A 24,114-nucleotide genomic window follows, 5' to 3' on the forward strand; every position below is an offset into this window, starting at 1 on the left:
TCTCTTCTCCTCGTACCACTCCTCGCCAGTACGCCTTATTCTGTCTTCTACCCAGTCTTTCTTCTTCTACATCACTCCTCTTCATTTGCATAGCGCCCATATCTTGCTTCTATTTCTTTTCCTATCTTTTTTCTCTTCTTTTTTTTTTTTTTTTTTTTTTTCAAGCAGAAGACGGCATACGAGATCCTCTCTGGTCTCGTGGGCTCGGGGTCACGGCGGAACTGCACTGCGCCGACGCTAACCGCTTAACTGCAGCAGGGCACGTCGGCCCGGAACGCCGACGACCCCGGTCACCGAGGTGACCGGGGTCGTCGTGGCATCCCTCCCGGAGGAGGGGCGGCCGTCAGCTGCGGGTGAGCTTGCCAGCCCGGATGCAGCTCGTGCAGGCGTTCACGCGACGGCGGGTGCCGTTGCCGACGACAGCCTTGACGGCCTGGATGTTCGGGTTCCAACGGCGCGGCGTCCGGCGGTGCGAGTGAGACACCGACATGCCGAAACCGGGCCCCTTGCCACACACGTCGCACACGGCAGCCACGGTCGATCACTCCTAGAGAAGACGTTCAGAAGGCGCGGGGTACGAGCCACCCGCGCGGATTGCTGGTCCACTGTAGCCGGTCCGCGCCCGGCGCGGTCGGCGGGCCCGTGGTGTCGGTGGCCACCGGTAGCCTCCGGCACGTGCTCACGGCGCTGGACGAGGCCGCGGTCGGCCGCTGGAGCCGCACCGCTGTCGATGCGCTGCGCGCGGCCCGGGGCCGGCTCGACGAGCTGAACGTCTTCCCCGTGCCCGACGGGGACACCGGCACGAACCTGCTGCTCACCGCGCAGGCCGCCGCCGAGGCCGCCGAACCCGGTGAGGACACCGGCACGGGTGATCCCGAGTCGGTCTGGACCCGGTGGGCCCGGGGCGCCGTGCTCGGCGCGCGCGGCAACTCCGGGGCGATCCTCGCCCAGCTGCTGCGCGGTCTGGCCGACGAGCTCGCCGGCGCCGGCGCCGTCGACGGCTCCACGTTCGCCCGGGCGCTGCGCCGGGCGGCAGGCACGGCCTACGAGGCCGTCGCCGAGCCCACCGAGGGCACCTTCCTCACCGTCGCCCGGTCGGCCGCCGAGGCGGCCGGGGCGGCGGTGGACCAGGGCCGGGCGGCGCTGGCCGAGGTGGTCCGGGCGGCGGCCGACGGCGCCCGCCGGGCCCTGCACGGCACCACCGACCAGCTCGCCGCGCTCCGCGACGCCGGGGTCGTCGACGCCGGGGGAGCCGGTTGGTGCGTGGTGCTGGACGCCCTGGTCACCACCGTCACCGGCACCGAGCCCGACCGCCCCCCGCTGGCCCGCCGTCCGCAGCGGCCGCACCGCCACGACGCCGGGCCGGGCGTGCAGCGCCCCGGCGCCGACCCCGGCAGCGAGGTCCAGTTCCTGCTCGCCGACTCCTCCGACACCGCTGTCGAGCGGCTGCGCACCGAGCTCGGCTGGCTGGGCGACTGCCTGGTGGTCGTGGGGGTGGACACCCCGACCGGGCGGGAGTGGAACGTCCACGTCCACGTGCACGACGTGGGCGCGGCCATCGAGGCCGGCATCCGCGCCGGCCGGCCGCACCAGATCGCGGTCACCGCGCTGGCCCCGGTCCGGCTGCCCGCCGCCGTCGCCGGGGTGCGCGCCACGCTGGCCCTGGTGCCCGACGGCCCGGCGGCCGAGGGCCTCGCCGAGCTGTTCGGCGGCGAGGGCGTCCAGGTGCTCGTGGTGCAGCTGCCCCAGGACCGCGACGACACCGCAGCGGCCGACGCCGTGCAGGACGCCGTCGCGCAGGCCGTGCTGGCCTCCGGTGCCGCCGACGTGGTCGTGCTGCCCGACGACCCGCTGCTGGTCGGCCCGGTGTCCCGGGCGGCCGCCGCGGTGCGCGGCGAGGGCCGCGACGTCGCCGTGGTGCCCACCCGCTCCCCGGTGCAGGGCCTGGCCGCGGTGGCGGTGGCCGACCCGGGACGGCGCTTCGCCGACGACGTGATCTCCATGACCGAGGCGGCCTCGGCGACCCGGTGGGCCGAGGTGGTCCTGGCCGACACCGAGGCGCTCACGTCGGCCGGCCGCTGCCACCCCGGCGACGCGCTCGGCGTGGTCGAGGGCGACGTCGTGGTGATCGGCGGCGCCCAGCTGACCGTCACCTGCGACCTGCTGGACCGGCTGCTGGCCGGCGGCGGCGAGCTGGTGACCCTGCTGGGCGGGCGGCTGGCCGAGGCCGCGGCCGCCCACCTGGCGGCCCGGCACCCCACGGTCGAGGTGTCCGTGCACCCGCTGGGTCAGGGGGCCCGTCCGCTGCTGATCGGGGTGGAGTGACCGTGCTGACCCTGGACACCCCGCTGACCAAGGTGGTCGGCGACCGCACCGCGAAGGCGATGGCCGACGAGCTGGAGCTGCAGACGGTCCGCGACCTGGTGCGGCACTACCCGAGCCGCTACGCCCGCCGCGGCGAGATGACCAAGCTGACCGACCTGCAGGTCGGGGACCGGGTGACCGTGCTCGGCCAGGTGCGCAAGGTCGACACCCGGCCGATGAAGAACCGGCGCGGCAGCATCACCGAGATCACCGTCGGCGACGGCGACAGCTCGATGCGGCTGGTCTTCTTCAACCACAAGCACGCCCGCCTGGCCGTCGGCGCCTGGGGCCTGTTCGCCGGCACGGTCAGCAGCTGGCACGGCCAGCTGCAGTTCAACCACCCCGACTGCCAGCTCCTGGACGAGTCCACCGACGCCCAGGAGTGGGCCACGGCGATGCTGCCGATCTACCCGGCCAGCAAGAGCGTGTCGAGCTGGGTGCTGCAGAAGTCGCTCAAGCTGGTCCTGGACTCCCCGGCCGCGGCCGACCAGCTGATGGCCGAGGACCCGGTGCCCGCGCCGGTGCGCGCCCGGCACGGGCTGATGTCCCTGGCCACCGCGATCTGGCTCAAGCACCACCCCGAGACCCCCGAGGACGTCGAGCGCGCCGACCACCGCCTCAAGTGGGACGAGGCACTCGTCCTGCAGGTGACCCTGGCCGCCCGGCGGCGCGCCGCGGCCCTGGAGCCCGGCATCGCCCGGCCCCGCCGGGCCGGGGGACTGGCCGACTCCGTGGACGCGCTGCTGCCCTTCGAGCTCACCGACGGCCAGCGCGAGGTCGGTGACGCGCTGGAGGCCGAGATCGGCCGGGAGCAGCCGATGCACCGGCTGCTGCAGGGCGAGGTCGGGTCGGGCAAGACCGTCGTCGCGCTGCGGGCCATGGCCCAGGTCGTCGACGCCGGCGGGCAGGCCGCGCTGCTGGCGCCCACCGAGGTGCTGGCAGCGCAGCACGCCCGGGGCATCGCCGGGCTGCTGGGCCCGCTGGGCCGGTCCGGGGAGCTGGACGGCGACCCCGACGGCACCCGGGTCACCCTGCTGACCGGCTCGCTGCGGACGGCGGCCCGTCGGGCGGCGCTGGCCGAGGTGGCCGACGGGCGGGCCGGCATCGTCGCCGGCACCCACGCGCTGCTGTCCGAGGGCGTGGAGTTCGCCGACCTCGGCCTCGTGGTGGTCGACGAGCAGCACCGGTTCGGCGTGGAGCAGCGCGACCGGCTGCGGGCCAAGGGCCAGCGGCCCCCGCACGTGCTGGTGATGACCGCGACCCCGATCCCGCGCACCGTCGCCATGACCGTCTACGGCGACCTGGAGACGCTCACCCTGCGCCAGCTGCCCGCCGGCCGCGGCGGGGTGAGCAGCTCGGTGGTGCCGGTGCGGGAGAAGCCGGCCTGGCTGGACCGCGCCTGGCAGCGGGTCCGCGAGGAGGTGGCCGAGGGCCGGCAGGCCTACGTGGTCTGCCCGCGGATCGGGGACGACGAGAAGGCCGACGAGCGGCCGGAGGACGCCGACGGCGCACCCGAGGGCGGTGCGGACGGCGGGAGCGAGCGGCGCCCGCCGCTGGCCGTGCTCGACGTCGCCGAGCAGCTGCGCGGCGGCCCGCTGGCCGGGCTGCGGGTCGAGGTGCTGCACGGCCGGCTGACCCCCGAGGAGAAGGACGCCCGGATGCGGGCCTTCGCCCAGCGGGAGGTCGACGTGCTGGTCGCCACCACGGTGATCGAGGTCGGCGTCGACGTGCCCAACGCGACCGTCATGGTCGTCATGGACGCCGACCGGTTCGGCGTCAGCCAGCTGCACCAGCTGCGCGGCCGGGTGGCCCGCGGCCGGCACCCGGGGCTCTGCCTGCTGGTCAGCGAGGCGCCCGTGTCGTCCTCGACGGGGGTGCGGTTGGCCCAGGTCGCGGCCACCACCGACGGCTTCGAGCTGGCCCGGCTGGACCTGGAGACCCGCCGGGAGGGCGACGTGCTCGGCGCCGCCCAGTCCGGCCGGCGCTCGGGGGTCAAGCTGCTGTCGCTGCTGCACGACGAGGAGCTGATCGCTGCGGCCCGGTCCGAGGCCGCCGACCTGCTCGAGTCCGACCTGGGCCTGGCCGAGCACCCCGAGCTGGCCGCGGCCGTCGCCGCCCTCAACGCCGGGGACCGCGCCGACTGGCTGGAGCGGGCATGACCCGGATCATCGCCGGCACCGCCCGCGGCCGGGTGCTCAAGGTGCCGGCCAGCGGGGTGCGGCCGACCGGCGACCGGGCCCGCGAGGCGCTGTTCAACAGCCTCGGGTCGCTGCTGGACCTGCCCGGGGCCCGGGTGCTGGACCTGTACGCCGGGTCCGGGGCCCTCGGGCTCGAGGCGCTCTCCCGCGGGGCCGCCGAGGCCGTGCTGGTCGAGTCCGGCCCGAAGGTGCTGCCGGTGCTGCGGGCCAACATCGCCGCGCTCGGCCTGCCCGGCGCCTCGGTGGTGGCCGGCTCGGTCCCCGCGGTCGTCGGCCGACCGGCGTCCGCGCCGTTCGACCTGGTGGTCGCCGACCCGCCCTACGCGGTCGAGCCCGACGTCGTGCTGGGGGTGCTGGCCGCCCTGTCGACGGGGGGCTGGCTGGCCCCCGAGGCGGTCGTGGTGGTCGAGCGACCGTCCCGCGAGCAGCCCTGGGAGTGGCCGACACCCCTGGTCGGTCTGCGCGACCGCCGCTACGGGGAGGCCCTGCTCCGGTACGGTCGCGCACCGTGAGGGCAGCATGAGGCGGGCGGTCTGCCCCGGGTCGTTCGACCCGGTGACCAACGGGCACGTCGACGTCATCACCCGGGCCGCGGCGCTCTACGACGAGCTCGTCGTGGCCGTGCTGGTGAACCCCGGCAAGGCCGGGCTCTTCGACGTCGAGGAGCGGATGGCCCTGCTGCGCGAGGCCACCGCCGGCCTGGCCAACGTCACCGTGGACTCCTTCAGCGGCCTGCTGGTGCAGTGGTGCACCGCGCACGACGTGCCGGTGATCGTCAAGGGCCTGCGGGCGGTCGGGGACTTCGAGTACGAGCTGCAGATGGCCCAGATGAACCGCGAGCTGGCCGGGATCGAGACGCTCTTCGTGCCCACCGCGCCCCAGGTCGGCCACCTGTCCTCCAGCCTGGTCAAGCAGATCTCCGCCTTCGGCGGGGACGTCTCGCACCTGGTGCCGCCGGGGGTCAACGCCCGGCTGGTGGCCCGGCGCGAGGAGGAGGGGGAGTCGTGACCGAGGTCGTGTACCGGTTGTACGAGGTCGTCGACGAGCTGGCCTCGGTCATCGAGAACGCCCGCAGCGTGCCGATGTCCTCGTCGTGCATGGTGCCGCGGGACCACCTGCTGGACCTGCTCGACGACCTTCGCGAGGGGCTACCCGAGGAGGTGCAGCAGGCCGGCGCGATCGTCGAGCAGCGCACCGAGATCCTCGAGCAGGCCCAGGCCGAGGCCGAGCGGCTCACCGGCCGCACCCGCACCGAGGCCGAGACGGTGGTGAGCACCGCCCGCCGCCAGCGCGACGAGCTGATCGGCACCGCCCGGCGCCAGCGCGACGAGCTGATCACCCAGGCCCAGGCCGAGGTCGAGGACCTGCTGTCCCGCGCCGAGGCCGAGGCCGACCGGATCCTGGCCGAGGCCGACCGGCAGGCCGCCGAGCTCCTGGCCGACGGCCGGGCGCAGCACGCGGCCCTGGTCGCCGCCGGGCAGGCCGAGCACGACCGCCTGGTCACCGAGACCGAGGTCTACCGCGGCGCGGTGGACCGGTCCGACGAGCTGGGCCAGCAGACGGCTGCGGAGGTCGCCCGGATGCGCACCGAGGTCGACGAGTACGTCGACAGCCGGCTGGCCGACTTCGGCACCACGCTGGGCCACATGGTGCGCTCGGTCGAGGCCGCCCGCGGCCAGCTGCGCCAGCCCTGACCCCGTCCACCGCACCGGGCCGCCCGGTGTAACCTGGGCTGCTCCCGCATGCGCTGCCCTGCACGCCCTGCGGTGACACCTGCCCCCGAGCACAGAGAATCCGTCATGCCTGCTGCCCCCTCGCCCCGCCGAGGCGCCGCGTCCCCCGACGCCCGGCGCCCCGGAGCCGACCCCTGGAAGGTCGACCTGCGCGAGCTGGGTCGCCGCGCCGGGTCGATGCGCGACTGGGAGAAGACCGTGCCGGCGTCCGAGCGCTGGGGCATCGAGATGATCGGCGTGCCCCAGGGCGCCCCCGTCGAGCTGCACCTGCGGCTCGAGTCGGTCATGGAGGGCGTCCTCGTCACCGGCGAGGTCGACGCCCCGGTCACCGGGCAGTGCGCCCGCTGCCTCGAGCCGGTCGAGGACACCCTGCACCTGGACGTGCAGGAGCTCTTCGCCTACGAGGGCAGCACCACCGAAGCCACCAGCGAGGAGGACGAGGTACGCCGGATCGACGGCGAGCGCCTCGACCTCGCGCCGCTGGTCCGGGACGCCGTCGTCCTGGCCCTGCCGCTCTCGCCCACCTGCACCCCGGACTGCTCGGGTCTGTGCGTCGACTGCGGACTGCGGCTCGACGACCTCCCGGCCGACCACACGCACGAGGTGCTCGACCCACGTTGGGCCGGGCTCGCCGACCGTTTCACCCCGTCTAAGGAGAACTGACCGTGGCTGTCCCGAAGAGGCGCACGTCGCGCTCGAACACCCGCTCGCGTCGCTCGCAGTGGAAGGCCACGGCCCCCACCCTCGCGCCGTGCCCGAACCGCGCGTGCGGCGAGCTCAAGCCCCCGCACATCGCGTGCCCCACCTGCGGCCAGTACGACGGCCGCCAGGTCATCGCGGTCTGACCCTGCTGGACCAGCACGATCCCGTCGTGACCGGAGACGCCCTCCCCGGGGGTGCCGAGCACGCCGACCGGGCCGCCGACTGGCTGCGTGACGCCCTGGGCGTCACGTTGCCCGGCGGCCTGTTGGCGTTGGCGCTGACCCATCGGTCCTTCGCCTACGAGAACGGCGGGCTGCCGACCAACGAGCGCCTGGAGTTCCTCGGGGACTCCGTGCTCGGCCTGGTCGTCACCGACGAGCTCTACCGCAGCCAGCCCGACCTGCCCGAGGGCCAGCTGGCGAAGCTGCGGGCCTCGGTGGTCAACATGACCTCGCTGGCCGGCGTGGCCCGGCTGCTGGGCGAGGGCGGCATCGGCCCGCACCTGCTGCTGGGCCGGGGCGAGACGGCCACCGGCGGCCGGGACAAGGAGTCGATCCTGGCCGACGCCCTCGAGGCGCTGCTGGGGGCGATCCACCTCGGGCTCGGGCTGGACGCCGCCGCCGCGATCGTGCACCGGCTGTTCGACCCGCTGCTCGTGGAGTCCGCGACGCTGGGCGCCGGCCTGGACTGGAAGACCAGCCTGCAGGAGCTGGGGTCGGCCCGGGGGCTGGGTGCACCGGTCTACCTGATCGAGTCCGAGGGACCCGACCACGCCAAGTCCTTCACCGCCACCGTGCTGCTGGCCGACGAGCCCCGCGGCGACGGGCACGGCCGGACCAAGAAGGCCGCCGAGCAGATGGCCGCCCAGAACGCCTGGCGTGCCCTGTCGGCGACCGGCACCGCGAAGGGCTGAGCGAGGTGCCCGAGCTCCCCGAGGTCGAGGTGGTCCGGCGCGGGCTGGAGCGCTGGGTGGCCGGCCGCACCGTCGCCACCGCGCAGGTCCTGCACCCCCGCGCCGTCCGCCGGCACCTGGAGGGGGCCGACCACTTCGTCGCCGACCTGACCGGGGCGACCGTGACCGGCGCGCACCGGCGCGGCAAGTCCCTGTGGCTGCCGCTGGCCCGCGACGGGGTCGCCACCGGCCGGGTGCTGGTCGGCCACCTCGGCATGAGCGGCCAGCTGCTGGTGGAGAAGCCGACCGAGCCGCTGGAGAAGCACCTGCGGGCGCGGTTCACCTTCACCGACGGCGGCCGTGAGCTGCGCTTCGTCGACCAGCGCACCTTCGGCGGGCTCGCCGTCGAGGACGCCGGGCCCGAGGGCCTGCCCGGCCGGCTGCAGCACATCGCGGTCGATCCGCTGGTCGAGGAGTTCGACGTCGACGCGTTCGCCGCGGCGCTGCGCCGCCGGCGCACCGATGTCAAGCGGGCCCTGCTGGACCAGACGCTGATCGGCGGGGTGGGCAACATCTACGCCGACGAGTCGCTGTGGCGAGCGAAGCTGCACGGTGCCCGGCCGACCGAGAAGCTGACCCGCGCCCAGGTGGTGGACCTCGTCGAGGGCGTGCAGGACGTGCTGCGGGAGTCCCTGGCCCAGGGCGGCACCTCCTTCGACTCCCTGTACGTCGACGTCAACGGCCAGAGCGGGTACTTCTCCCGGTCGCTGGCGGTCTACGGCCAGGTGGACCGGCCGTGCCCGCGCTGCGGCACGCCGATCCGCCGGGAGTCGTTCATGAACCGGTCGAGCTACAGCTGCCCGACCTGCCAGCCGCGACCGAGGGCCCGACGGTCGTGACCCGCCGGGTGGTCGCCCTGGTCTCCGGCGAGGTGCAGGGCGTGGGCTACCGCTGGTTCGTCCGGGGTCTGGCGGGGGAGCGCGGGCTGGCCGGGTCCGCGACCAACCTGGCCGACGGTCGGGTGGAGGTGGTCCTGGAGGGGGCGGACGACGACGTGCGCGCCGTCGTGGACGCGCTGACCGGGCCGGGGGCCGCCGGTGCGCCGCGGGACGTCGCCCTGACCGATCAGGACCCCGTGGGCGAGGAGGGCTTCACCACCGGCTGAGCGGCGTGAGGCAGACGACACGACCGCGACACGGTGAACGCCTGACCACGGCGTTGACCTCGGGACGGGGGGCTGTCACCCTGGCAGCACCAGCCCGCGTTCCCGGTCCCCGGACGCCGCGGGACCACCCGTACGTCGAAAGGCCGTTGTCGTCATGGCCAAGGCCCTCATCGGATCCGTCGTCGCCCCGCGCGACCTGCGCGTCGCGGAGGAACTCGCCGCCCTGCGCGGCCGGGTACGCCGCCTGGAGGCGGAGGTGGCCGAGCTGCGCGCCGAGCGCGACGAGCGCATCGCCCACGAGCTGCTGACCATGGCCCACCCCGAGGTCGAGCCCGCCCTCTCCCGGTAGTTTTGGCCCCGTCCCGAGGCTCGCCGCGAGCCTGCGAGTGGTGAGGAGGACGGGGTCCTGTTTCTGTCGAGCCTGACGCTCAAGGGCTTCAAGTCCTTCGCGTCGGCGACGACCCTCCGGCTCGAGCCGGGCATCACCGCCGTCGTCGGACCCAACGGCTCGGGCAAGTCCAACGTCGTGGACGCCATCGCCTGGGTGCTCGGCGAGCAGGGCGCCAAGAGCCTGCGCGGCGGCAAGATGGAGGACGTCATCTTCGCCGGCACCGCCGGCCGTGCGGCGCTGGGCCGGGCCGAGGTGACGCTCACCATCGACAACGCCGACGGCGCGCTGCCGATCGACTACGCCGAGGTGGCGATCACCCGCCGGATGTACCGCTCCGGCGAGAGCGAGTACGAGATCAACGGCGACAAGGTGCGCCTGCTCGACGTGCAGGAGCTGCTCAGCGACTCCGGCATCGGCCGCGAGATGCACGTCATCGTCGGCCAGGGCCAGCTCGACGCCGTCCTGTCCGGCCGCCCGGAGGACCGCCGCGGGTTCATCGAGGAGGCCGCCGGCGTCCTCAAGCACCGCAAGCGCAAGGAGAAGGCGCTCCGCAAGCTCACCTCGATGCAGGCCAACCTGGACCGGCTGGCCGACCTCACCACCGAGCTGCGCCGTCAGCTCAAGCCGCTGGGCCGGCAGGCCGAGGTGGCCCGCCGGGCGGCCGGCATCCAGGCGGACCTGCGCGACGCCCGGCTCCGGCTGCTCGCCGACGACCTGGTCGCGCTGCGCACCGCGCTGGACGCCGACGTGGCCGACGAGACCGCGGCCCGCGAGCAGCGCTCCCGGGTCGAGGCCGACCTCGCCGCCGCGAGCGGGCGGCAGGCCGCGCTGGAGGCGGCGCTGGCCGCCGACGCCCCGGCGCTGACCGCTGCCCAGGACACCTGGTTCGGGCTCTCCACGCTGGCGGAGCGGTTCCGCAGCACCGCGCAGCTGGCCGGTGAGCGGCACCGGCACCTGTCGGCCCCGGTCGCCGTCCCGGCCGGCCGGGACCCCGACGCCCTCGACGAGGAGGCCGGCCGGGTGGAGGTCGCCGAGGTCGAGCTGGCCGACCAGCTGGCCACCGAGCGGAACCGGCTGACCGCCGCCACCGCGGCCCGCACCGACCTGGACGCCGCCCTGGCCGTCGCCGAGCGCGAGCTGGTGACCGCGGCCCGCGCGCTGGCCGACCGCCGCGAGGGCCTGGCCCGGCTGTCCGGCCAGGTCGCCGCAGCCCGATCGCGGACCGCGGCCGGGGAGGCCGAGGTCGAGCGCGCCACCCAGGCAGCCCGGGAGGCGCAGGCCCGCGCGGACGACGCCGCGGACCGGCTGGCCGCGGCCGGTCCGGAGGTCGAGCCCGAGGACGACGGCGCCGAGGAGTCGCTGCCCCAGGTGCGGGCGCACGAGACGGCGCGGGCGGCCCAGGTCGAGGCGGCCCGGGAGGTCACCCGGCCGGCCGACGCCGAGCGCGCCGCCGAGCGGGAGCGCGGCGCGGCCCGGGCCCGCCGGGATGCCCTGGCGCTCGGGCTGGCCCCGGTCGACGGCGCGGCCGCCGTCCTGGCCGCGGCCGACGACGGGGCGCTGGGCGGGGTGGCCGGCCCGCTGGCCGCCCGGCTGGCCGTGCACCCCGGGGACGAGGTGGCCGTCGCCGCCGCGCTCGGCGGGCTCGCCGAGGCCCTGGTGGTCACCGGGCCGCGGGCGGCCGCCGACGCGCCGGCCCACCCGGCCGACACCGCGGCCGGCCGGGGCGGCCCGCCGGTCGCCGGACCGGGGGAGGACGCCGTCCCGACCGCGCACGGCCCGCTCCCGGACGGCGCGCGGTGGGCGCTGGACCTGCTGGACGCCCCGGACGACCTGCGCCCGGCGCTGACCCGGGTGCTGGACCGGGCGGCCGTGGTGGCCGACCTCGCCGCCGCGGTCGCGCTGGTCACCGCCCGGCCCGACCTGCGCGTGGTGACCGCGGCCGGTGACTCGCTGGGGGCCGGCCGGGCGACGGGCGGCCAGCCGGATGCGCCCTCGGGCCTGGAGGTCCGCGCCCGGGTGGACGCCGCCGACGGTGACCTGGGCCGGGCCACCGCGCACGCCCGGGACCTCGCCGAGCAGCTGGCGCAGGCGCAGGAGGCGCACCGCGCGGCGACCGCCGCGGTCGAGGCGGCCGCCACGGCCCGCCGGGACGCCGAGCGGGAGCGCGCCGCCCGGGACCGGGAACGCGCCGGGCTGAGCGCCGACCTGCGCTCCGCCGTCGCGGAGGCGCAGCGCGCGGACGCCGCGCTGGTGCGGGCCGAGCAGGGGCTGGAGCAGGCGGCGGTGGCCGAGGCCGGGCTGGCCGACCGGCTCGCCGCGGCCGAGGCCGAACCGGTCCCCGACGAGCCCTCCCCGGCGCAGCGCGACCAGCTGCGGGCCGAGGTCGCTGCCGTGCGGGTCACCGAGACCGAGGCCCGGCTGGGCGTCCGCACCGCCGAGGAGCGGGCCCGGTCGCTGCACGGCCGCGCGGAGTCGCTGCGCCGGCAGGCCCGCCAGGAACGGGCCGCCCGCGAGCGCGCCGAGCAGGCCCGCCGCACCCGGGCGCAGGGCGCCGCGGTGGCCGCCGAGGTGCGGGCCGGCGCCGAGCACGCACTGGTGGTGCTGGGGACCTCCCTCGAGCTGGCGGTCGCCGAGCGCGACGCCCTGGCGGCGGCCCGGACCGGGCGGGAGGCGGATCTGCTCGCCGTCCGCACCCGGGTCCGTGAGCTGACCGCCGACCTGGACCGGCTGACCGGCGAGGTGCACCGCGACGAGGTGGCCCGCGCCGAGCAGCGGCTGCGCATCGAGTCGCTGGAGACCCGGGCGGTGGAGGAGCACGGCATCGAGCTCGACCAGCTCGTCGCCGACTACGGCCCCGCCGCCCCGGTCCCGGTGCCCGGCCCGCACCCCGACGACGAGCCCGAACCCGAGCCGGTGCCCTACGTCCGGGCGGTGCAGGAGCGCCGGGCGGCCGCGGCCGAGCGGGACCTCGCGGCGCTGGGCCGGGTCAACCCGCTCGCGCTGGAGGAGTTCGCCGCGCTGGAGGAGCGCAGCGCGTTCCTCACCACCCAGCTGGAGGACCTGCGGGCCACCCGCCGGGACCTGCTCACCGTCGTCCGTGAGGTCGACGACCGGATCCACGAGGTGTTCGCCGCGGCCTTCGCCGACGTGCAGCGGGAGTTCGAGCAGGTCTTCCAGACGCTGTTCCCCGGCGGTGAGGGCCGGCTGACCCTGACCGACCCCGAGGACCTGCTGACCACGGGCGTGGAGGTGGAGGCGCGGCCGCCGGGCAAGAAGGTCAAGCGGTTGTCGCTGCTGTCCGGCGGGGAGCGGTCGCTGACCGCCGTCGCGCTGCTGGTCGCGATCTTCCGGGCCCGGCCGTCGCCGTTCTACGTCCTCGACGAGGTCGAGGCGGCCCTGGACGACGTCAACCTCGGTCGCCTGCTGACCCTGGTGGAGCAGCTGCGGGACACCTCGCAGCTCATCGTGATCACCCACCAGAAGCGCACGATGGAGATCGCCGACGCGCTCTACGGCGTCTCGATGCGCGGCGACGGCATCACCGGGGTGATCAGCCAGCGCCTGCGCCCGGCGGGCTGAGCCCGCCCCCCGGGTCAGCCCGCGGGCTCAGCCCAGCAGCGCCCGGCGCAGCGCCTGCACCTGTGCGGTGGTGAAGTCGCGGGAGACCGGCGCGGACCGCTGCACGGCGTCGAAGCCGTGGTATGCGCCGGGCACCTCGACCAGCTCGACGTCGACGCCGGCCTCCCGCAGCCGGCGGGCGTGGGTGACGTCCTCGTCGTGGAAGAGGTCGTCGGTGCCGACGCCGATCCACGTCGGCGGCAGCCCGGCCAGGTCCTGCGCCCGCGCGGGCGCAGCGGTGGCCGGCACCTCGGTGCGGCCGCCCAGGTAGGCCGACCAGCCGAAGCGGTTGGACCCCGGGGTCCAGATCCGCACCGCGCTGGTGTCCAGGTCGGTCCGGGTGGTCGTCCGGTCGTCGAGCATCGGGTAGACCAGCAGCTGGAACGCCAGCTCGACGCCCCGCTCCCGGGCCAGCAGGGCGGCCCCGGCGGCCAGGTTGCCGCCCGCGCTGGCACCCCCGACGGCCACCCGGCCGGCGTCGACGTCGGCCCGGCCGACGAGCCAGGTGAGCGCGGTCCAGCAGTCCTCCAGCGGCACCGGGTACGGGTGCTCCGGCGCCAGCCGGTACTCCACCGACGCGACCACCGCGCCCAGCTCCTCGCTCACCCGGCGGCAGAACACGTCGTCGGTCGCGGCGGTGCCCAGCACCAGGCCGCCGCCGTGCACCCACAGCAGGGCCGGGAACGGACCCGGGCCGGCGGGCCGGAACAGCCGGACCGCGACGTCGGGCGACACCGGGACGACGGGCACCCGGCCGTCGGGGCGGGCCAGCCGGCCCAGCGGGCGGGACCTGCCGCCTTCAAACACCCGAAGCTCCCGCTGATATGCTGTGTGTAGACCACCGTGCCTGCCCCACCCTTGCTACTAGATANGTCAACCGATCTCGAGGTCGAGCTGGAGGGGGTGGTGGTCCGAGCAGGTCGAGCCGTCCAGCACCTCGGCGCCGCGGACGCCCACGCCGGGGGAGACCCAGACCTGGTCGATCCGGACGCGGGGACTGCGGGCCGGGTGGGTCAGGCCCTGCTCGCGCTTCCACAGCTGCCAGCCGCTGGCCTGGTCGGCGCGGGAGCCGGCGGCCTGCCAGCCGTCGCGCAGCCGCTGCCGCAGCGGGGCCAGCTCGGGCGCCGTCGGCCCGCAGTTCAGGTCACCGACGACGACCGCGGGTCCCTCGGCCGGGAGCAGCCCCACCAGGGCCTCGGCCTGCGCCGCCCGCGCCCGGGCGGACTGGCTGGACAGGTGCGTGGTCACCACGGTCAGCGCGCTGCTGCCCAGCCCCAGCAGCGCCCGGACGGCGCTGCGCGGCTCGCCCTCGCCCGGCAGCGCCAGCACCTGCTCGTCGAGGACCGGCAGCCGGGACAGCAGCGCGTTGCCGTACCGCCGCGCGGGGGCGCCGGCGACGCCCTTCTCGATCGCCGAGGCCCAGACCAGCTCGCGGTCCAGCGCCCGGGACAGCACCTCGGCCTGGTCGACGTCCTCGCTGCGCGGCCCGAAGTTCCGGTCCACCTCCTGCAGGCAGACGACGTCGGCGTCGGTGCGCTGCAGCAGCTCGGCGACCCGCACCAGGTCGTGGCGGCCGTCGTCGCCGACGCCGTGTCGGATGTTGAACGTGACCAGCCGGAGCGCCGCCATGGCCCCACCTTCCCAGGCGCGCCCGGCCGGGGCGATGTTGCATGGGGGCATGCGCATCTTCTTCACCGGCGGCTCCGGCAAGGCCGGGCACCACGTGGCCCCCTACCTGGCCGACCAGGGCCACCAGGTCACCAACGCCGACCTGACCCCGCTGCGGCACGAGGGCATCGCCGACCTGCGGGTCGACCTGACCGACCTGGGTCAGACGTACTCCGCGCTGGCTGGGGCCGCGCGCCCGGCGGAACTCGACCTGCCCGCGGTGCCGGCCTACGACGCCGTCGTCCACTTCGCCGCCGTCCCGGCGATCCTGCTGTCCGCCGACGCGACGACCTACGCGACCAACGTGCTGAGCACCTACAACGTGCTGGAGGCGGCCACCCGGCTGGGCATCGGCAAGGTGGTGTTCGCCTCCTCGGAGACCACCTACGGCATCTGCTTCGCCCAGGGCGAGCGCCGTCCGCAGTACCTGCCCGTCGACGAGGAGCACCCCACGGTGCCCGAGGACTCCTACGCGATGAGCAAGGTGGCCGGCGAGGTCACCGCGCGGTCGTTCCAGGCCCGCACCGGGGCCGACGTGTACGGGCTGCGGGTCAACAACGTGATCGAGCCGCACGAGTACGAGCAGCTGTTCCCGGCCTTCCTCGCCGACCCTGCGCTGCGCCGGCGCAACGTCTTCTCCTACATCGACACCCGCGACCTGGGCCAGTTCGTCCAGCGCTGCCTCACCACCGACGGGCTGGGCTACGAGGTGTTCAACGTGGCCAACGCCGACACCTCCGTGGCCGCGACGACCGAGGAGGTCCGGGAGCGGTTCTACGACGGCGTCGAGCTGCGCCGGGAGATGGGCCCGCACGAGACCTTCTACTCGATCGAGAAGGCCCGCCGGCTGCTCGGCTTCCAGCCGCAGCACTCCTGGCGCGACGTGCTGGCCGACCCGCGGGCCTGAGCCCGGGCCGGCAGCGGCTCAGGCGAGCTCGGTGTCCAGCACCCGGGTGAACACCGGCGCCCCGTCGTCGTCCCGGCTGGTGGCCCACAGCCGGAACCGGGCGTCCCGGCCCTGGAACACCAGCTCGCCCAGCTCGTTGCCGAAGAACGGCCCGGCCTGCTTGCGCCACTCCAGGCCGGTGCGGGGCACCCGGGCGGCCTTGGTGATCGAGCCGGTGAGCGCCCGGGCCCAGCGGCTCCAGCCGATCCGGAAGCCGATCTCGATGGCGTGCGGTGCCTGGTTGTGCAGGGGCGACACCGTCAGCTGGTGCACCCGCCCGGTCAGCCCGCCGGGGGCGACCAGCTCGGCGGCGTAGGCGTGGTGCACGTCACCGGACAGCACCAGGGTGGTCGCCGGGGCCGGCCCCGCCTCGCCGCGGGCGACCGAGACCAGCAGGCGGCCCAGCCGCTCGAAGGACTGCCCGAACGCCGCCCAGTGCTCCAGGTCCGCGGCCTGGCGCAGCTTCTCGGCCAGCCGGCCCAGCAGGCGGCCGTGGTGCCGGACGGCGAGCGTCTCGTCCCACCGCTCGATGTCGTGGATCGCGTGCGGCAGCAGCCACGGCAGCGACGTGCCGACCAGCACGTGCTCGACGCCGTCGGACACCGCCTCCCGCACCGCCTCCTCCACCCAGGTGAACTCGGCGTCGTCCAGGATCTGCCGGTCGCGCTCGGCCAGCACCCGGCCCGCCCGGCTGTCCACCATGACCAGCCGCACGTGGTCCCAGTGCCGCACGTAGCTCCAGCGGAACGCGGTCGGGTCGCCGTCGGCGCGCTCGGCCATCGCGGTGAGCATGGGCTCGGCGTCGTCGTGGCCCTGCATCTGCTGCCAGGTGTCGTTGGCGGCCAGCTCGGCCGGCGACAGGTTGCCCAGGTGCTGGTAGACGAAGTAGCTGGTCAGGCCGCCGGTGATCCGGGCGCGCCACCAGGGCTCGTCGACCACGGAGTCCCGCCAGGCCGCCGAGGTGTTCCAGTCGTCGATCATCTCGTGGTCGTCGAAGATCATGGCCGACGGGATGGTGGACAGCAGCCAGCGCACCTCGGGGTCGCCCCAGGACTCCCGGTACAGCCGGGTGTACTCATCGAAGTCGGCGACCTGGGTGCCCGGCGCCACCGACACGTCCCGGCGCCCGGCCAGCCACGCCTGGGTGGGCGGGGTCGTCTCGTCGGCGTAGACCTGGTCGCCCAGCAGCACCAGGGCGTCGGGCCACTCCGCCTCGTCCTGGCCGGCCAGCCGGGTCGCGTAGCAGTCCAGCGCGTCGGGCGGGATGCCGTCGCGGACGTCGACCGACGCGGGGGTGGCGTACCGGCAGGACCCGAAGGCGATCCGGAAGGGCCCGGGGCCGCCGGGCGTGCGGATCCGGCTGGGCGGGAAGGCCGAGTGCCGCGACGGCCACGCCGGGACGTCGTCGAGGTGCACCTCGTAGGGGGTCGTGCTGCCGGGGGCCAGGCCCTCGACCACGAGCAGCGCGAAGTGGTGGCCGCCCACGCAGAACGTGCGCGCGGTGGCGTCGAGGACCCGGACGGTGCACGCGCGGTCGGTCTCGACCCAGACGGTGGCGGACACCGGGTCCACGTGGCGGAGCAGGGGGCCGAGGACCAGCCGCGGGTTGTCGGGCACGCGACCAGCTTCCCGCACCGCACCCGGTGGCGCGCAGCGCGGGCTGGGAGACTGCTGTCCATGGAGTTCGTGATCATCGCCGTGGCGATCGTCGTCCTCGCCCTGCTCGTCGGGGCGGGGCTGCTGGTCGGCCGCGGCCGCCGCACCACCCGCCTGGACGACGACGCGGCCGCCGGCACGACGCTCACCCGGCCGCGCCCCACCGACGTCGTCCCCCCGGCGGCGCCACCGGCCACCGCGCCGCCGACCGGCACCCCGACCGACGAGGACGTCGTCCCGGTCGACCTGCCGCCGGCCGAGCCCGAGCCCGGGCTGGTCTTCGACGTCCCGCCGCCCTCGGCCGGTCGGCTGGTCCGGCTGCGCAGCCGGCTGGCCCGCTCGCAGTCCTCGCTGGGCCGCGGCCTGCTGACGGTGCTGGCCCGGGAGAAGCTGACCGAGGACGACTGGGAGGAGGTCGAGGAGACCCTCCTGGCCGCCGACGTCGGCGTGGCCGCCACCACCCAGATCGTGCAGCGGCTGCGCACCCAGTCCCTGGTGCTGGCCACCGGGGACGCCGGGGCGCTGCGGGAGCTGCTGGTCACCGAGCTGGCCGCCGTCCTCGGGCCGGACATGGACCGCACCCTGGCCACCGACCGCGAGCTCGACCGCCCCGCGGTGGTGCTGGTGGTCGGGGTCAACGGGGCCGGCAAGACCACCACCTGCGGCAAGATCGCCCGGGTGCTGGTCGGCGACGGGCGCAGCGTGCTGCTCGGTGCCGCCGACACCTTCCGCGCCGCGGCCGCCGACCAGCTGGAGACCTGGGGCGAGCGGGTCGGCGTCCCCACCGTGCGCGGGGCCGAGGGCGGCGACCCGGCCTCGGTCGCCTTCGAGGCGGTCAAGGTGGGCAAGGCCGCCGACGTCGACGCCGTCCTGATCGACACCGCCGGCCGGCTGCACACCAAGAGCGGCCTGATGGACGAGCTGGGCAAGGTCAAGCGGGTCGTGGAGAAGCAGAGCCCGGTCGACGAGGTGCTGCTGGTGCTGGACGCCACCACCGGCCAGAACGGCGTGGTGCAGGCCCGGGTGTTCACCGAGGCGGTCACCGTCACCGGGATCGTGCTCACCAAGCTCGACGGCACCGCCAAGGGCGGCATCGTGGTCTCGGTGCAGCGCGAGCTGGGGATCCCGGTGAAGCTGGTCGGGCTGGGGGAGGGGGCCGACGACCTGGCCCCGTTCGAGCCCCGCGCCTTCGCCGAGGCCCTGGTCGGTTAACCCGCGACCGGGTCCTGCTGCCAGCGGTCCTCGATCCGGCCGTAGCGCCAGACGGCCAGGGCCACCGCCCAGGTGACCACGAACAGGCCGACGATCGCGAAGCCGACGTAGTCCAGGTCCAGCGAGGCGATCCAGGCCAGCGGGCCGCCGTCGATGCCCAGCCGCTCCACCAGCAGCCCGATGAGCACCATCGTGCCGACGACCAGGGCCACCAGGACCGACAGCACCGTGATGGTCAGGTTGTAGAAGACCTTGCGGACCGGCTTGACCATCGCCCAGCCGTAGGCCCGGGTCATCAGGATGCCGTCGGCGGTGTCGAACAGGCTCATGCCGGCCATGAAGAGCACCGGCAGCACGACGATGGCGTACCAGGGCAGCACGAAGGCCGCGGAGCCGGCGATGAGCACCAGCAGGCCGACCTGGGTGGCGGTGTCGAAGCCCAGGCCCATGAGCAGGCCGACCGGGTACAGGTGCCAGGGCTCGGACACCCGCCGGGTCACCCGGCCCAGGATCCGCGCCATGAACCCGCGGTTGTGCAGGTGGTGCTCGAGCTGGGCCTCGTCCAGCTCGCCGGACCGCATGCCGCGGAACACCTTGGCGATGCCGACCACCGACACCAGGTTCATCAGCCCGATCAGCAGCAGGAACCCGCCGGCCACCAGGGTGCCGATCAGCCCCAGGGTCTGCGCGCTGGAGGAGTCGCCGTCCTGCATGACACCGGCCACCGACTCGACGCCCACCGCGAGCAGCACGCTGGCCACCAGCACCACCGACGAGTGACCCAGGGAGAACCAGAACCCGGTCCCGACGGCGGACCGGCCGTCGCCGACCAGCTTGCGGGTGGTGTTGTCGATCGTGGCGATGTGGTCGGCGTCGAAGGCGTGCCGGACGCCGAGCAGGTAGGCGGTCAGCCCGACCCCGACCCCGAGGACGCCGGCGCTGCCCAGCTCCAGCCGCTGCGGTGCTACGCCGAGGACGAGCACCCCCCAGCCGACGACGTGCAGCGCCACGACGACCAGGGTCATCACGGTGATGCTGCGCTTGTCCTGCGCGCTGAACCGTGCGCCCGTCGCGGGGCTGGTGGGCGACGTCGTCGCTGCCGTGGTCACGGCGGGACTCTAGTGCGACTTCCCCGCATCTGCACAAGGGTTGCAACAAGGCGCGAACGAGGGTGGCCGCGGACACGTCTGCGGGGTCGGCAACAGCACCGCAACACGGGCCCGCGACACGCGCAGCGGAGTTCACGGTGCGGAAACACGCGCGCGCAGCCCCCGGAAACACGGGATCGGCACTGTCTCACCACATCACCCCGCCCTCCCGGGCTCCCGATGCGGCCGATGGCCGACGACCCCTGATCAGGAGGTTGCCGTGGTCAACACCGGCGACACCGCCTGGATCCTCACCAGCGCGGCTCTCGTGCTGCTGATGACGCCAGGTCTCGCGCTCTTCTACGGCGGCATGGTCCGCGCGAAGAGCGTCCTCAACATGATGATGATGAGCTTCGGAGCGGCTGCGCTGATCAGCGTGCTCTGGGTGCTCTACGGCTACTCGTTCGCCTTCGGCAACGACGTCGGTGCCGGGCTGCTCGGTGACCCCACCGAGTTCTTCGGGCTCAAGGGCCTGATGGAGGACCTCACGGCCGAGGGCGGGCTGCCGGTCATGGCGTTCGTCGGCTTCCAGGCCGTCTTCGCGATCATCACCGTCGCGCTGATCTCCGGTGCCATCGCCGACCGCGCCAAGTTCGGCGCCTGGATGGTGTTCGCCGGCGTCTGGGCCACGATCGTCTACTTCCCGATCGCGCACTGGGTCTTCGACTTCACCCTCACCGCCGACGACGGCACGGTCACCCACGTCGGTGGCTGGATCGCCAACAACCTGGCGGCGATCGACTTCGCCGGCGGTACCGCCGTCCACATCAACGCCGGTGCCGCGGGCCTCGCCCTGGCCCTGGTGCTGGGCAAGCGCCGCGGCTTCGGCCGCGAGGCGATGCGCCCCCACAACCTGCCGCTGGTCATGATCGGCGCCGGGCTGCTCTGGTTCGGCTGGTTCGGCTTCAACGCAGGCTCCGCCCTGGCCGCCAACAACACCGCCGCGGTGGTCTGGGTCAACACCCTGGTCGCCACCGGTGCCGCCGCGCTGGGCTGGCTGCTGACGGAGAAGATCCGCGACGGCCACTCCACCTCCCTGGGTGGTGCCTCCGGCGTCGTCGCCGGCCTGGTCGCCATCACCCCGGCCTGCTCCGCGGTCTCCCCGGTCGGCGCGATCATCCTGGGCGCGATCGCCGGTGTGCTCTGCGCCCTGGCCGTCGGCCTGAAGTACCGCTTCGGCTACGACGACTCCCTCGACGTCGTCGGCGTCCACCTGGTCGGTGGCCTCTGGGGCACCATCGCCATCGGCTTCCTGGCCGACCCCGACGCCCCCGCCGGCGTGGAGAGCCTCTTCTTCGGCGGTAGCGTGGACCAGCTGTGGCGCCAGGTCGTCGGCGCCCTCGCCGTCCTCGTGGTCTCCTTCGTCCTCACCTACCTGATCGGCCTGGCCATCGAGAAGACGATGGGCTTCCGCATCACCGAGGAGGACGAGGTGGCCGGGATCGACAACGTCGTGCACGCCGAGTCCGGCTACGACTTCACCAGCCTGAGCGGCGGGAGCGGCTCCGCGCTGCACCAGGCCACGACGGCCAAGACCGTGGAGGGTTCCCACTGATGAAGCTGGTCACCGCGATCGTCAAGCCGTTCAAGCTGGACGACGTCAAGAACGCCCTCGAGCTCATCGGCATCGCAGGCCTCACGGTCAGCGAGGTCCAGGGCTTCGGCCGCCAGCGCGGCCACACCGAGGTCTACCGCGGTGCGGAGTACCAGGTGGACTTCGTCCCCAAGGTGCGCATCGAGGTCGTCGTCAGCGAGACCGACGCCGCCCGCGTGGTCGACGCCGTCGTGGAGTCCGCCTCCACCGGCCAGATCGGCGACGGCAAGGTGTGGGTGACCACGATCGACGAGATCGTCCGGGTCCGCACCGGTGAGCGCGGGGCCGACGCCCTGTAGCTCCACCGCACGACCCGTCGGCCGGGGTGGAGGGATGCGTCCCACCGCCCCGGCCGACGGCGTTGCGCCCCCGCTGCGCGGCACCGCCGCCGCCCACCCGGAAGAGGAGCCCGTGGTCGACCCCGCACCCGCACCGCAGGACCCGCAGGACGACGCACCCCGGCCGCACGACCTGGGCGCCCTGGACCGGGCCGGCCGGGTGGCGGCCCTGGACGGCTGGCTGGCCGGTCTGCTCGCCGGCGCCGTGGCCGCCGCCCCCGCGCAGAAGGTCCGCCGGGGTCAGTCCGCGCCCGAGCCGGGCACCGGGATCGCGCTGGTCGCGGTCGGCAGCCTGGGCCGGCGCGAGCCCGCGCCCTACGGCGACCTGGACCTGGTGCTGGTGCACGACGGCCGGCCCGCGATCGCCGCGGTGGCCGACGCCCTCTGGTACCCGATCTGGGACGCCGGGCACCAGCTCGACCACTCGGTGCGCACCGTGGCCGAGGCGGTGCAGGTGGCCGGCACCGACGTGAAGGCGGGCCTGGGCCTGCTCGACGCCCGGCTGGTCGCCGGGGACGCCGAGCTGGCCGCGGGGCTGCGCACCGCCACCCTCGCCGGCTGGCGGCAGTCGGCCAGCCGGCTGCTGCCCGAGCTGCGTGACCTCCGCCGCGGCCGGATCCGCACCGTCGGCGAGCTGGGCTTCCTGCTCGAGCCCGACCTCAAGGAGGCCTACGGCGGGCTGCGCGAGGGCCAGGTCCTGCGCGCGCTGTCCCTCGCCCAGCTGGTCGACCAGCCCCCGGCCGACGCCGAGGAGGCCTACGCGTTCCTGGTCGACGTCCGCGACGAGCTGCGCCGGCGCACCCGCCGGGCCACCGACGTGCTGGTCCGGCAGGAGCAGGCCGGTGTCGCCGACGCCCTGGCGCTGGCCGACGACGACGTCCTGCTGCGCCGGGTGAGCCTGGCCGGCCGACGGCTGGCATTCGTCGCCGACGAGGCCTGGCGCCGGGTGGACGCCGCCCTGGTGCGCCGCCCGCGCGCCCGCTATCGGCGGGTGCAGCGCGAGCCGCTGGCCGAGGGCGTCGTGCGCCAGGGCGACGAGGTGGTGCTGGCCCGCGAGGCCCGCCCGGCCGCCGACCCCGGCCTGGTGCTGCGCGCCGCCGCCGCGGCCGCGCACGCCGACCTCCGGCTGTCGCCGTACACGCTCAAGGTGCTCGCGGTGCACGCCCCGCCGCTGCCCGAGCCGTGGACGGCGGAGGTGCGCTGGTCGTTCCTGCGGCTGCTGGCCAGCGGGCGCAGCGCCGTCCCGGTGCTGGAGCAGCTGGACCAGGAGGGCCTGCTGGTCCGGATGCTGCCGGAGTGGGACCACGTCCGGTCCCTGCCCCAGCGCCACCCCTGGCACCGGTTCACCGTCGACCGCCACCTGGTGGAGGCCGCCGCGGCCGGGGCCGAGCTGACCCGGGACGTCGACCGCCCCGACCTGCTGCTGGTCGGCGCGCTGCTGCACGACATCGGCAAGGGCCGGCCCGGGGACCACTCCGAGGTGGGCGGCGTGCTGGTCCGCGGCATCGCCGCCCGGATGGGCTTCCCGCCGGCCGACGTCGACGTGCTCGTCGCCATGGTCCGGTTCCACCTCGTGCTGCCCGACGTGGCCACCCACCGCGACCTCGACGACCCGGCGACCATCGACCGGGTGGTGGAGACCATCGGCGGGGACGGCGCGCTGCTGCAGCTGCTGCACGCCCTGGCCCAGGCCGACGGCGCGGCCACCTCCAGCTCGGCCTGGTCGCCGTGGAAGGCGCACCTGGTGGCCGCCCTCGTCGGCCGGGTGGCCGCCCGGCTGGGCTCGACCGCGGTGCCCGAGCCGGTGCTGGAGCCCAGCGACCCGCAGGTCGAGGCGCCGGCGCCGGAGATCCCGGGCCCGACCCGGCCGGTGACCGTCGGCGTGGAGGACGTGGTGGACGGCCAGCAGGTCACCATCGGCGCCCCCGACCGGCCCGGTCTGTTCAGCGTCTGCGCCGGGGTGCTGGCGCTCAACCAGCTCGACGTCCGCGCCGCCCGGGTGACCGTGGACGCCGGGTACGCGACGTCGGTCTTCGCCGTCCGGCCGCGGTTCGGCCGCCCGCCGGTGCCGGGCATCCTCGCCGACGCCGTCCGGGCGGCGATGGAGGGCACCCTCCCGCTGGGGGAGCGGCTGGCCCAGCGCGAGCGGGACTACAGCCAGGACGGCTCCCGCGGCGCCCCGCCCCGGGTCGCCTGGTTCGACGCCGAGGCGACCGGCGCGGCGAACACGCTGGTGGAGGTGCGGGCCGCCGACCGGACCGGCCTGCTCTACCGGCTCACCGCGGCGCTGGCCGCCGAGGGCCTGGACGTCCGGGGCGCGACGGTGGAAACCCTCGGGGCCGACGCCGTCGACGCCTTCTACCTGGCCGACCCCTCGGGCACCCCGGTCGACGAGGGCCAGCGGGAGCGGGCGGCGCGCTCGCTGCTCGCCGCGGCGTCGGGCACGGCACCGGACCCGGCCCCGCGCTGAGCCTGGATACCCTGGGGCC

General features: G+C 75.2%; 22 protein-coding genes. 17 read left to right on the forward strand and 5 right to left on the reverse strand.

Translation table 11 applies throughout. From position 1 onward, the window contains the following. Positions 1–343: 343 nt before the first annotated feature. Positions 344–535: a 50S ribosomal protein L28 gene (rpmB, locus tag LFA75_RS17705; RefSeq protein WP_225234916.1), complete on the reverse strand. Its 192-nt coding sequence runs from the start codon at positions 533–535 to the stop codon at positions 344–346. Between the two features lie 140 nt (positions 536–675). On the opposite strand from rpmB, the gene LFA75_RS17710 reads away from it, so the two are divergent. The 12 genes from LFA75_RS17710 (at position 676) to smc (ending at position 13,024) form a co-directional block, all read left to right on the forward strand. Further along, positions 676–2,325 (forward strand): DAK2 domain-containing protein, encoded by a 1,650-nt coding sequence (locus tag LFA75_RS17710; RefSeq protein ID WP_225234917.1) that lies wholly within the window; start codon positions 676–678, stop codon positions 2,323–2,325. Positions 2,326–2,327: 2 nt separating this feature from the next. Further along, a complete protein-coding gene (gene recG, locus LFA75_RS17715; protein WP_225234918.1) occupies positions 2,328–4,523 on the forward strand; it encodes an ATP-dependent DNA helicase RecG in 2,196 nt (731 codons plus the stop codon). Then, positions 4,520–5,074: a 16S rRNA (guanine(966)-N(2))-methyltransferase RsmD gene (gene rsmD, locus LFA75_RS17720; protein WP_225234919.1), complete on the forward strand. Its 555-nt coding sequence runs from the start codon at positions 4,520–4,522 to the stop codon at positions 5,072–5,074. The genes recG and rsmD overlap by 4 nt, the downstream gene beginning before the upstream one ends. 7 nt (positions 5,075–5,081) lie before the next feature. After that, positions 5,082–5,570 (forward strand): pantetheine-phosphate adenylyltransferase, encoded by a 489-nt coding sequence (coaD, locus tag LFA75_RS17725; protein ID WP_225234920.1) that lies wholly within the window; start codon positions 5,082–5,084, stop codon positions 5,568–5,570. Next, entirely contained in the window at positions 5,567–6,256 is a 690-nt protein-coding gene (locus LFA75_RS17730; RefSeq protein WP_225234921.1) for a hypothetical protein, read from the forward strand. Before coaD ends, LFA75_RS17730 begins: the two co-directional genes overlap by 4 nt. Before the next feature lie 105 nt (positions 6,257–6,361). Further along, positions 6,362–6,958: a YceD family protein gene (locus tag LFA75_RS17735; protein ID WP_225234922.1), complete on the forward strand. Its 597-nt coding sequence runs from the start codon at positions 6,362–6,364 to the stop codon at positions 6,956–6,958. 2 nt (positions 6,959–6,960) lie between these two features. Further along, positions 6,961–7,140: a 50S ribosomal protein L32 gene (gene rpmF, locus LFA75_RS17740; protein WP_225234923.1), complete on the forward strand. Its 180-nt coding sequence runs from the start codon at positions 6,961–6,963 to the stop codon at positions 7,138–7,140. Between the two features lie 26 nt (positions 7,141–7,166). Continuing rightward, the gene (gene rnc / locus LFA75_RS17745) at positions 7,167–7,910 is read left to right on the forward strand and encodes a ribonuclease III (protein ID WP_225234924.1); all 744 of its coding nucleotides are present in this window, start codon (positions 7,167–7,169) and stop codon (positions 7,908–7,910) included. A gap of 5 nt (positions 7,911–7,915) precedes the next feature. Further along, on the forward strand, positions 7,916–8,788 hold the full coding sequence (gene mutM, locus LFA75_RS17750) for a bifunctional DNA-formamidopyrimidine glycosylase/DNA-(apurinic or apyrimidinic site) lyase (protein ID WP_225234925.1): 873 nt from the start codon (positions 7,916–7,918) through the stop codon (positions 8,786–8,788). Beyond that, positions 8,785–9,054 carry an acylphosphatase gene (locus tag LFA75_RS17755; protein ID WP_225234926.1) on the forward strand — a complete coding sequence of 90 codons (270 nt, stop codon included), beginning with the start codon at positions 8,785–8,787 and terminating at the stop codon, positions 9,052–9,054. The genes mutM and LFA75_RS17755 overlap by 4 nt, the downstream gene beginning before the upstream one ends. Before the next feature lie 154 nt (positions 9,055–9,208). Further along, on the forward strand, positions 9,209–9,403 hold the full coding sequence (locus LFA75_RS17760; protein WP_225234927.1) for a hypothetical protein: 195 nt from the start codon (positions 9,209–9,211) through the stop codon (positions 9,401–9,403). Between the two features lie 72 nt (positions 9,404–9,475). Continuing rightward, positions 9,476–13,024 carry a chromosome segregation protein SMC gene (gene smc / locus LFA75_RS17765; protein WP_225236084.1) on the forward strand — a complete coding sequence of 1,183 codons (3,549 nt, stop codon included), beginning with the start codon at positions 9,476–9,478 and terminating at the stop codon, positions 13,022–13,024. 27 nt (positions 13,025–13,051) lie between these two features. Here the strand turns inward: smc and LFA75_RS17770 are convergent, their stop codons facing one another. Beyond that, entirely contained in the window at positions 13,052–13,870 is an 819-nt protein-coding gene (locus tag LFA75_RS17770; protein ID WP_225234928.1) for an alpha/beta hydrolase, read from the reverse strand. 66 nt (positions 13,871–13,936) lie between these two features. Then, positions 13,937–14,692: an endonuclease/exonuclease/phosphatase family protein gene (locus LFA75_RS17775; RefSeq protein WP_225234929.1), complete on the reverse strand. Its 756-nt coding sequence runs from the start codon at positions 14,690–14,692 to the stop codon at positions 13,937–13,939. Positions 14,693–14,741: 49 nt separating this feature from the next. Between LFA75_RS17775 and LFA75_RS17780 the strand changes: the two genes are divergently transcribed. Then, the gene (locus tag LFA75_RS17780) at positions 14,742–15,638 is read left to right on the forward strand and encodes an NAD-dependent epimerase/dehydratase family protein (protein ID WP_225234930.1); all 897 of its coding nucleotides are present in this window, start codon (positions 14,742–14,744) and stop codon (positions 15,636–15,638) included. Between the two features lie 18 nt (positions 15,639–15,656). Here the strand turns inward: LFA75_RS17780 and LFA75_RS17785 are convergent, their stop codons facing one another. Beyond that, positions 15,657–17,294 (reverse strand): alkaline phosphatase D family protein, encoded by a 1,638-nt coding sequence (locus LFA75_RS17785; RefSeq protein ID WP_225234931.1) that lies wholly within the window; start codon positions 17,292–17,294, stop codon positions 15,657–15,659. 60 nt (positions 17,295–17,354) lie between these two features. Here LFA75_RS17785 and ftsY point away from each other — a divergent pair, with 60 nt between their 5' ends. Continuing rightward, entirely contained in the window at positions 17,355–18,545 is a 1,191-nt protein-coding gene (ftsY, locus tag LFA75_RS17790) for a signal recognition particle-docking protein FtsY (RefSeq protein ID WP_225234932.1), read from the forward strand. Here the strand turns inward: ftsY and nicT are convergent. After that, complete coding sequence (gene nicT / locus LFA75_RS17795) at positions 18,542–19,654, reverse strand: Nickel transporter NicT (protein WP_225234933.1); 1,113 nt, start codon at positions 19,652–19,654, stop codon at positions 18,542–18,544. The genes ftsY and nicT overlap by 4 nt on opposite strands. 259 nt (positions 19,655–19,913) lie before the next feature. On the opposite strand from nicT, the gene LFA75_RS17800 reads away from it, so the two are divergent. Genes LFA75_RS17800 through LFA75_RS17810 form a run of 3 tightly spaced genes read left to right on the forward strand, consistent with a single transcriptional unit; the run spans position 19,914 to position 24,095 of the window. After that, positions 19,914–21,248 (forward strand): ammonium transporter, encoded by a 1,335-nt coding sequence (locus LFA75_RS17800; protein ID WP_225234934.1) that lies wholly within the window; start codon positions 19,914–19,916, stop codon positions 21,246–21,248. Further along, the gene (locus tag LFA75_RS17805) at positions 21,248–21,586 is read left to right on the forward strand and encodes a P-II family nitrogen regulator (RefSeq protein WP_056288122.1); all 339 of its coding nucleotides are present in this window, start codon (positions 21,248–21,250) and stop codon (positions 21,584–21,586) included. Before LFA75_RS17800 ends, LFA75_RS17805 begins: the two co-directional genes overlap by 1 nt. A 34-nt stretch (positions 21,587–21,620) precedes the next feature. Next, complete coding sequence (locus LFA75_RS17810) at positions 21,621–24,095, forward strand: [protein-PII] uridylyltransferase (RefSeq protein ID WP_225234935.1); 2,475 nt, start codon at positions 21,621–21,623, stop codon at positions 24,093–24,095. Positions 24,096–24,114 lie beyond the last annotated feature (19 nt).

Source organism: Klenkia terrae (genome assembly GCF_900491935.1).
GTDB classification, from domain to species: Bacteria; Actinomycetota; Actinomycetes; order Mycobacteriales; family Geodermatophilaceae; genus Klenkia; species Klenkia terrae.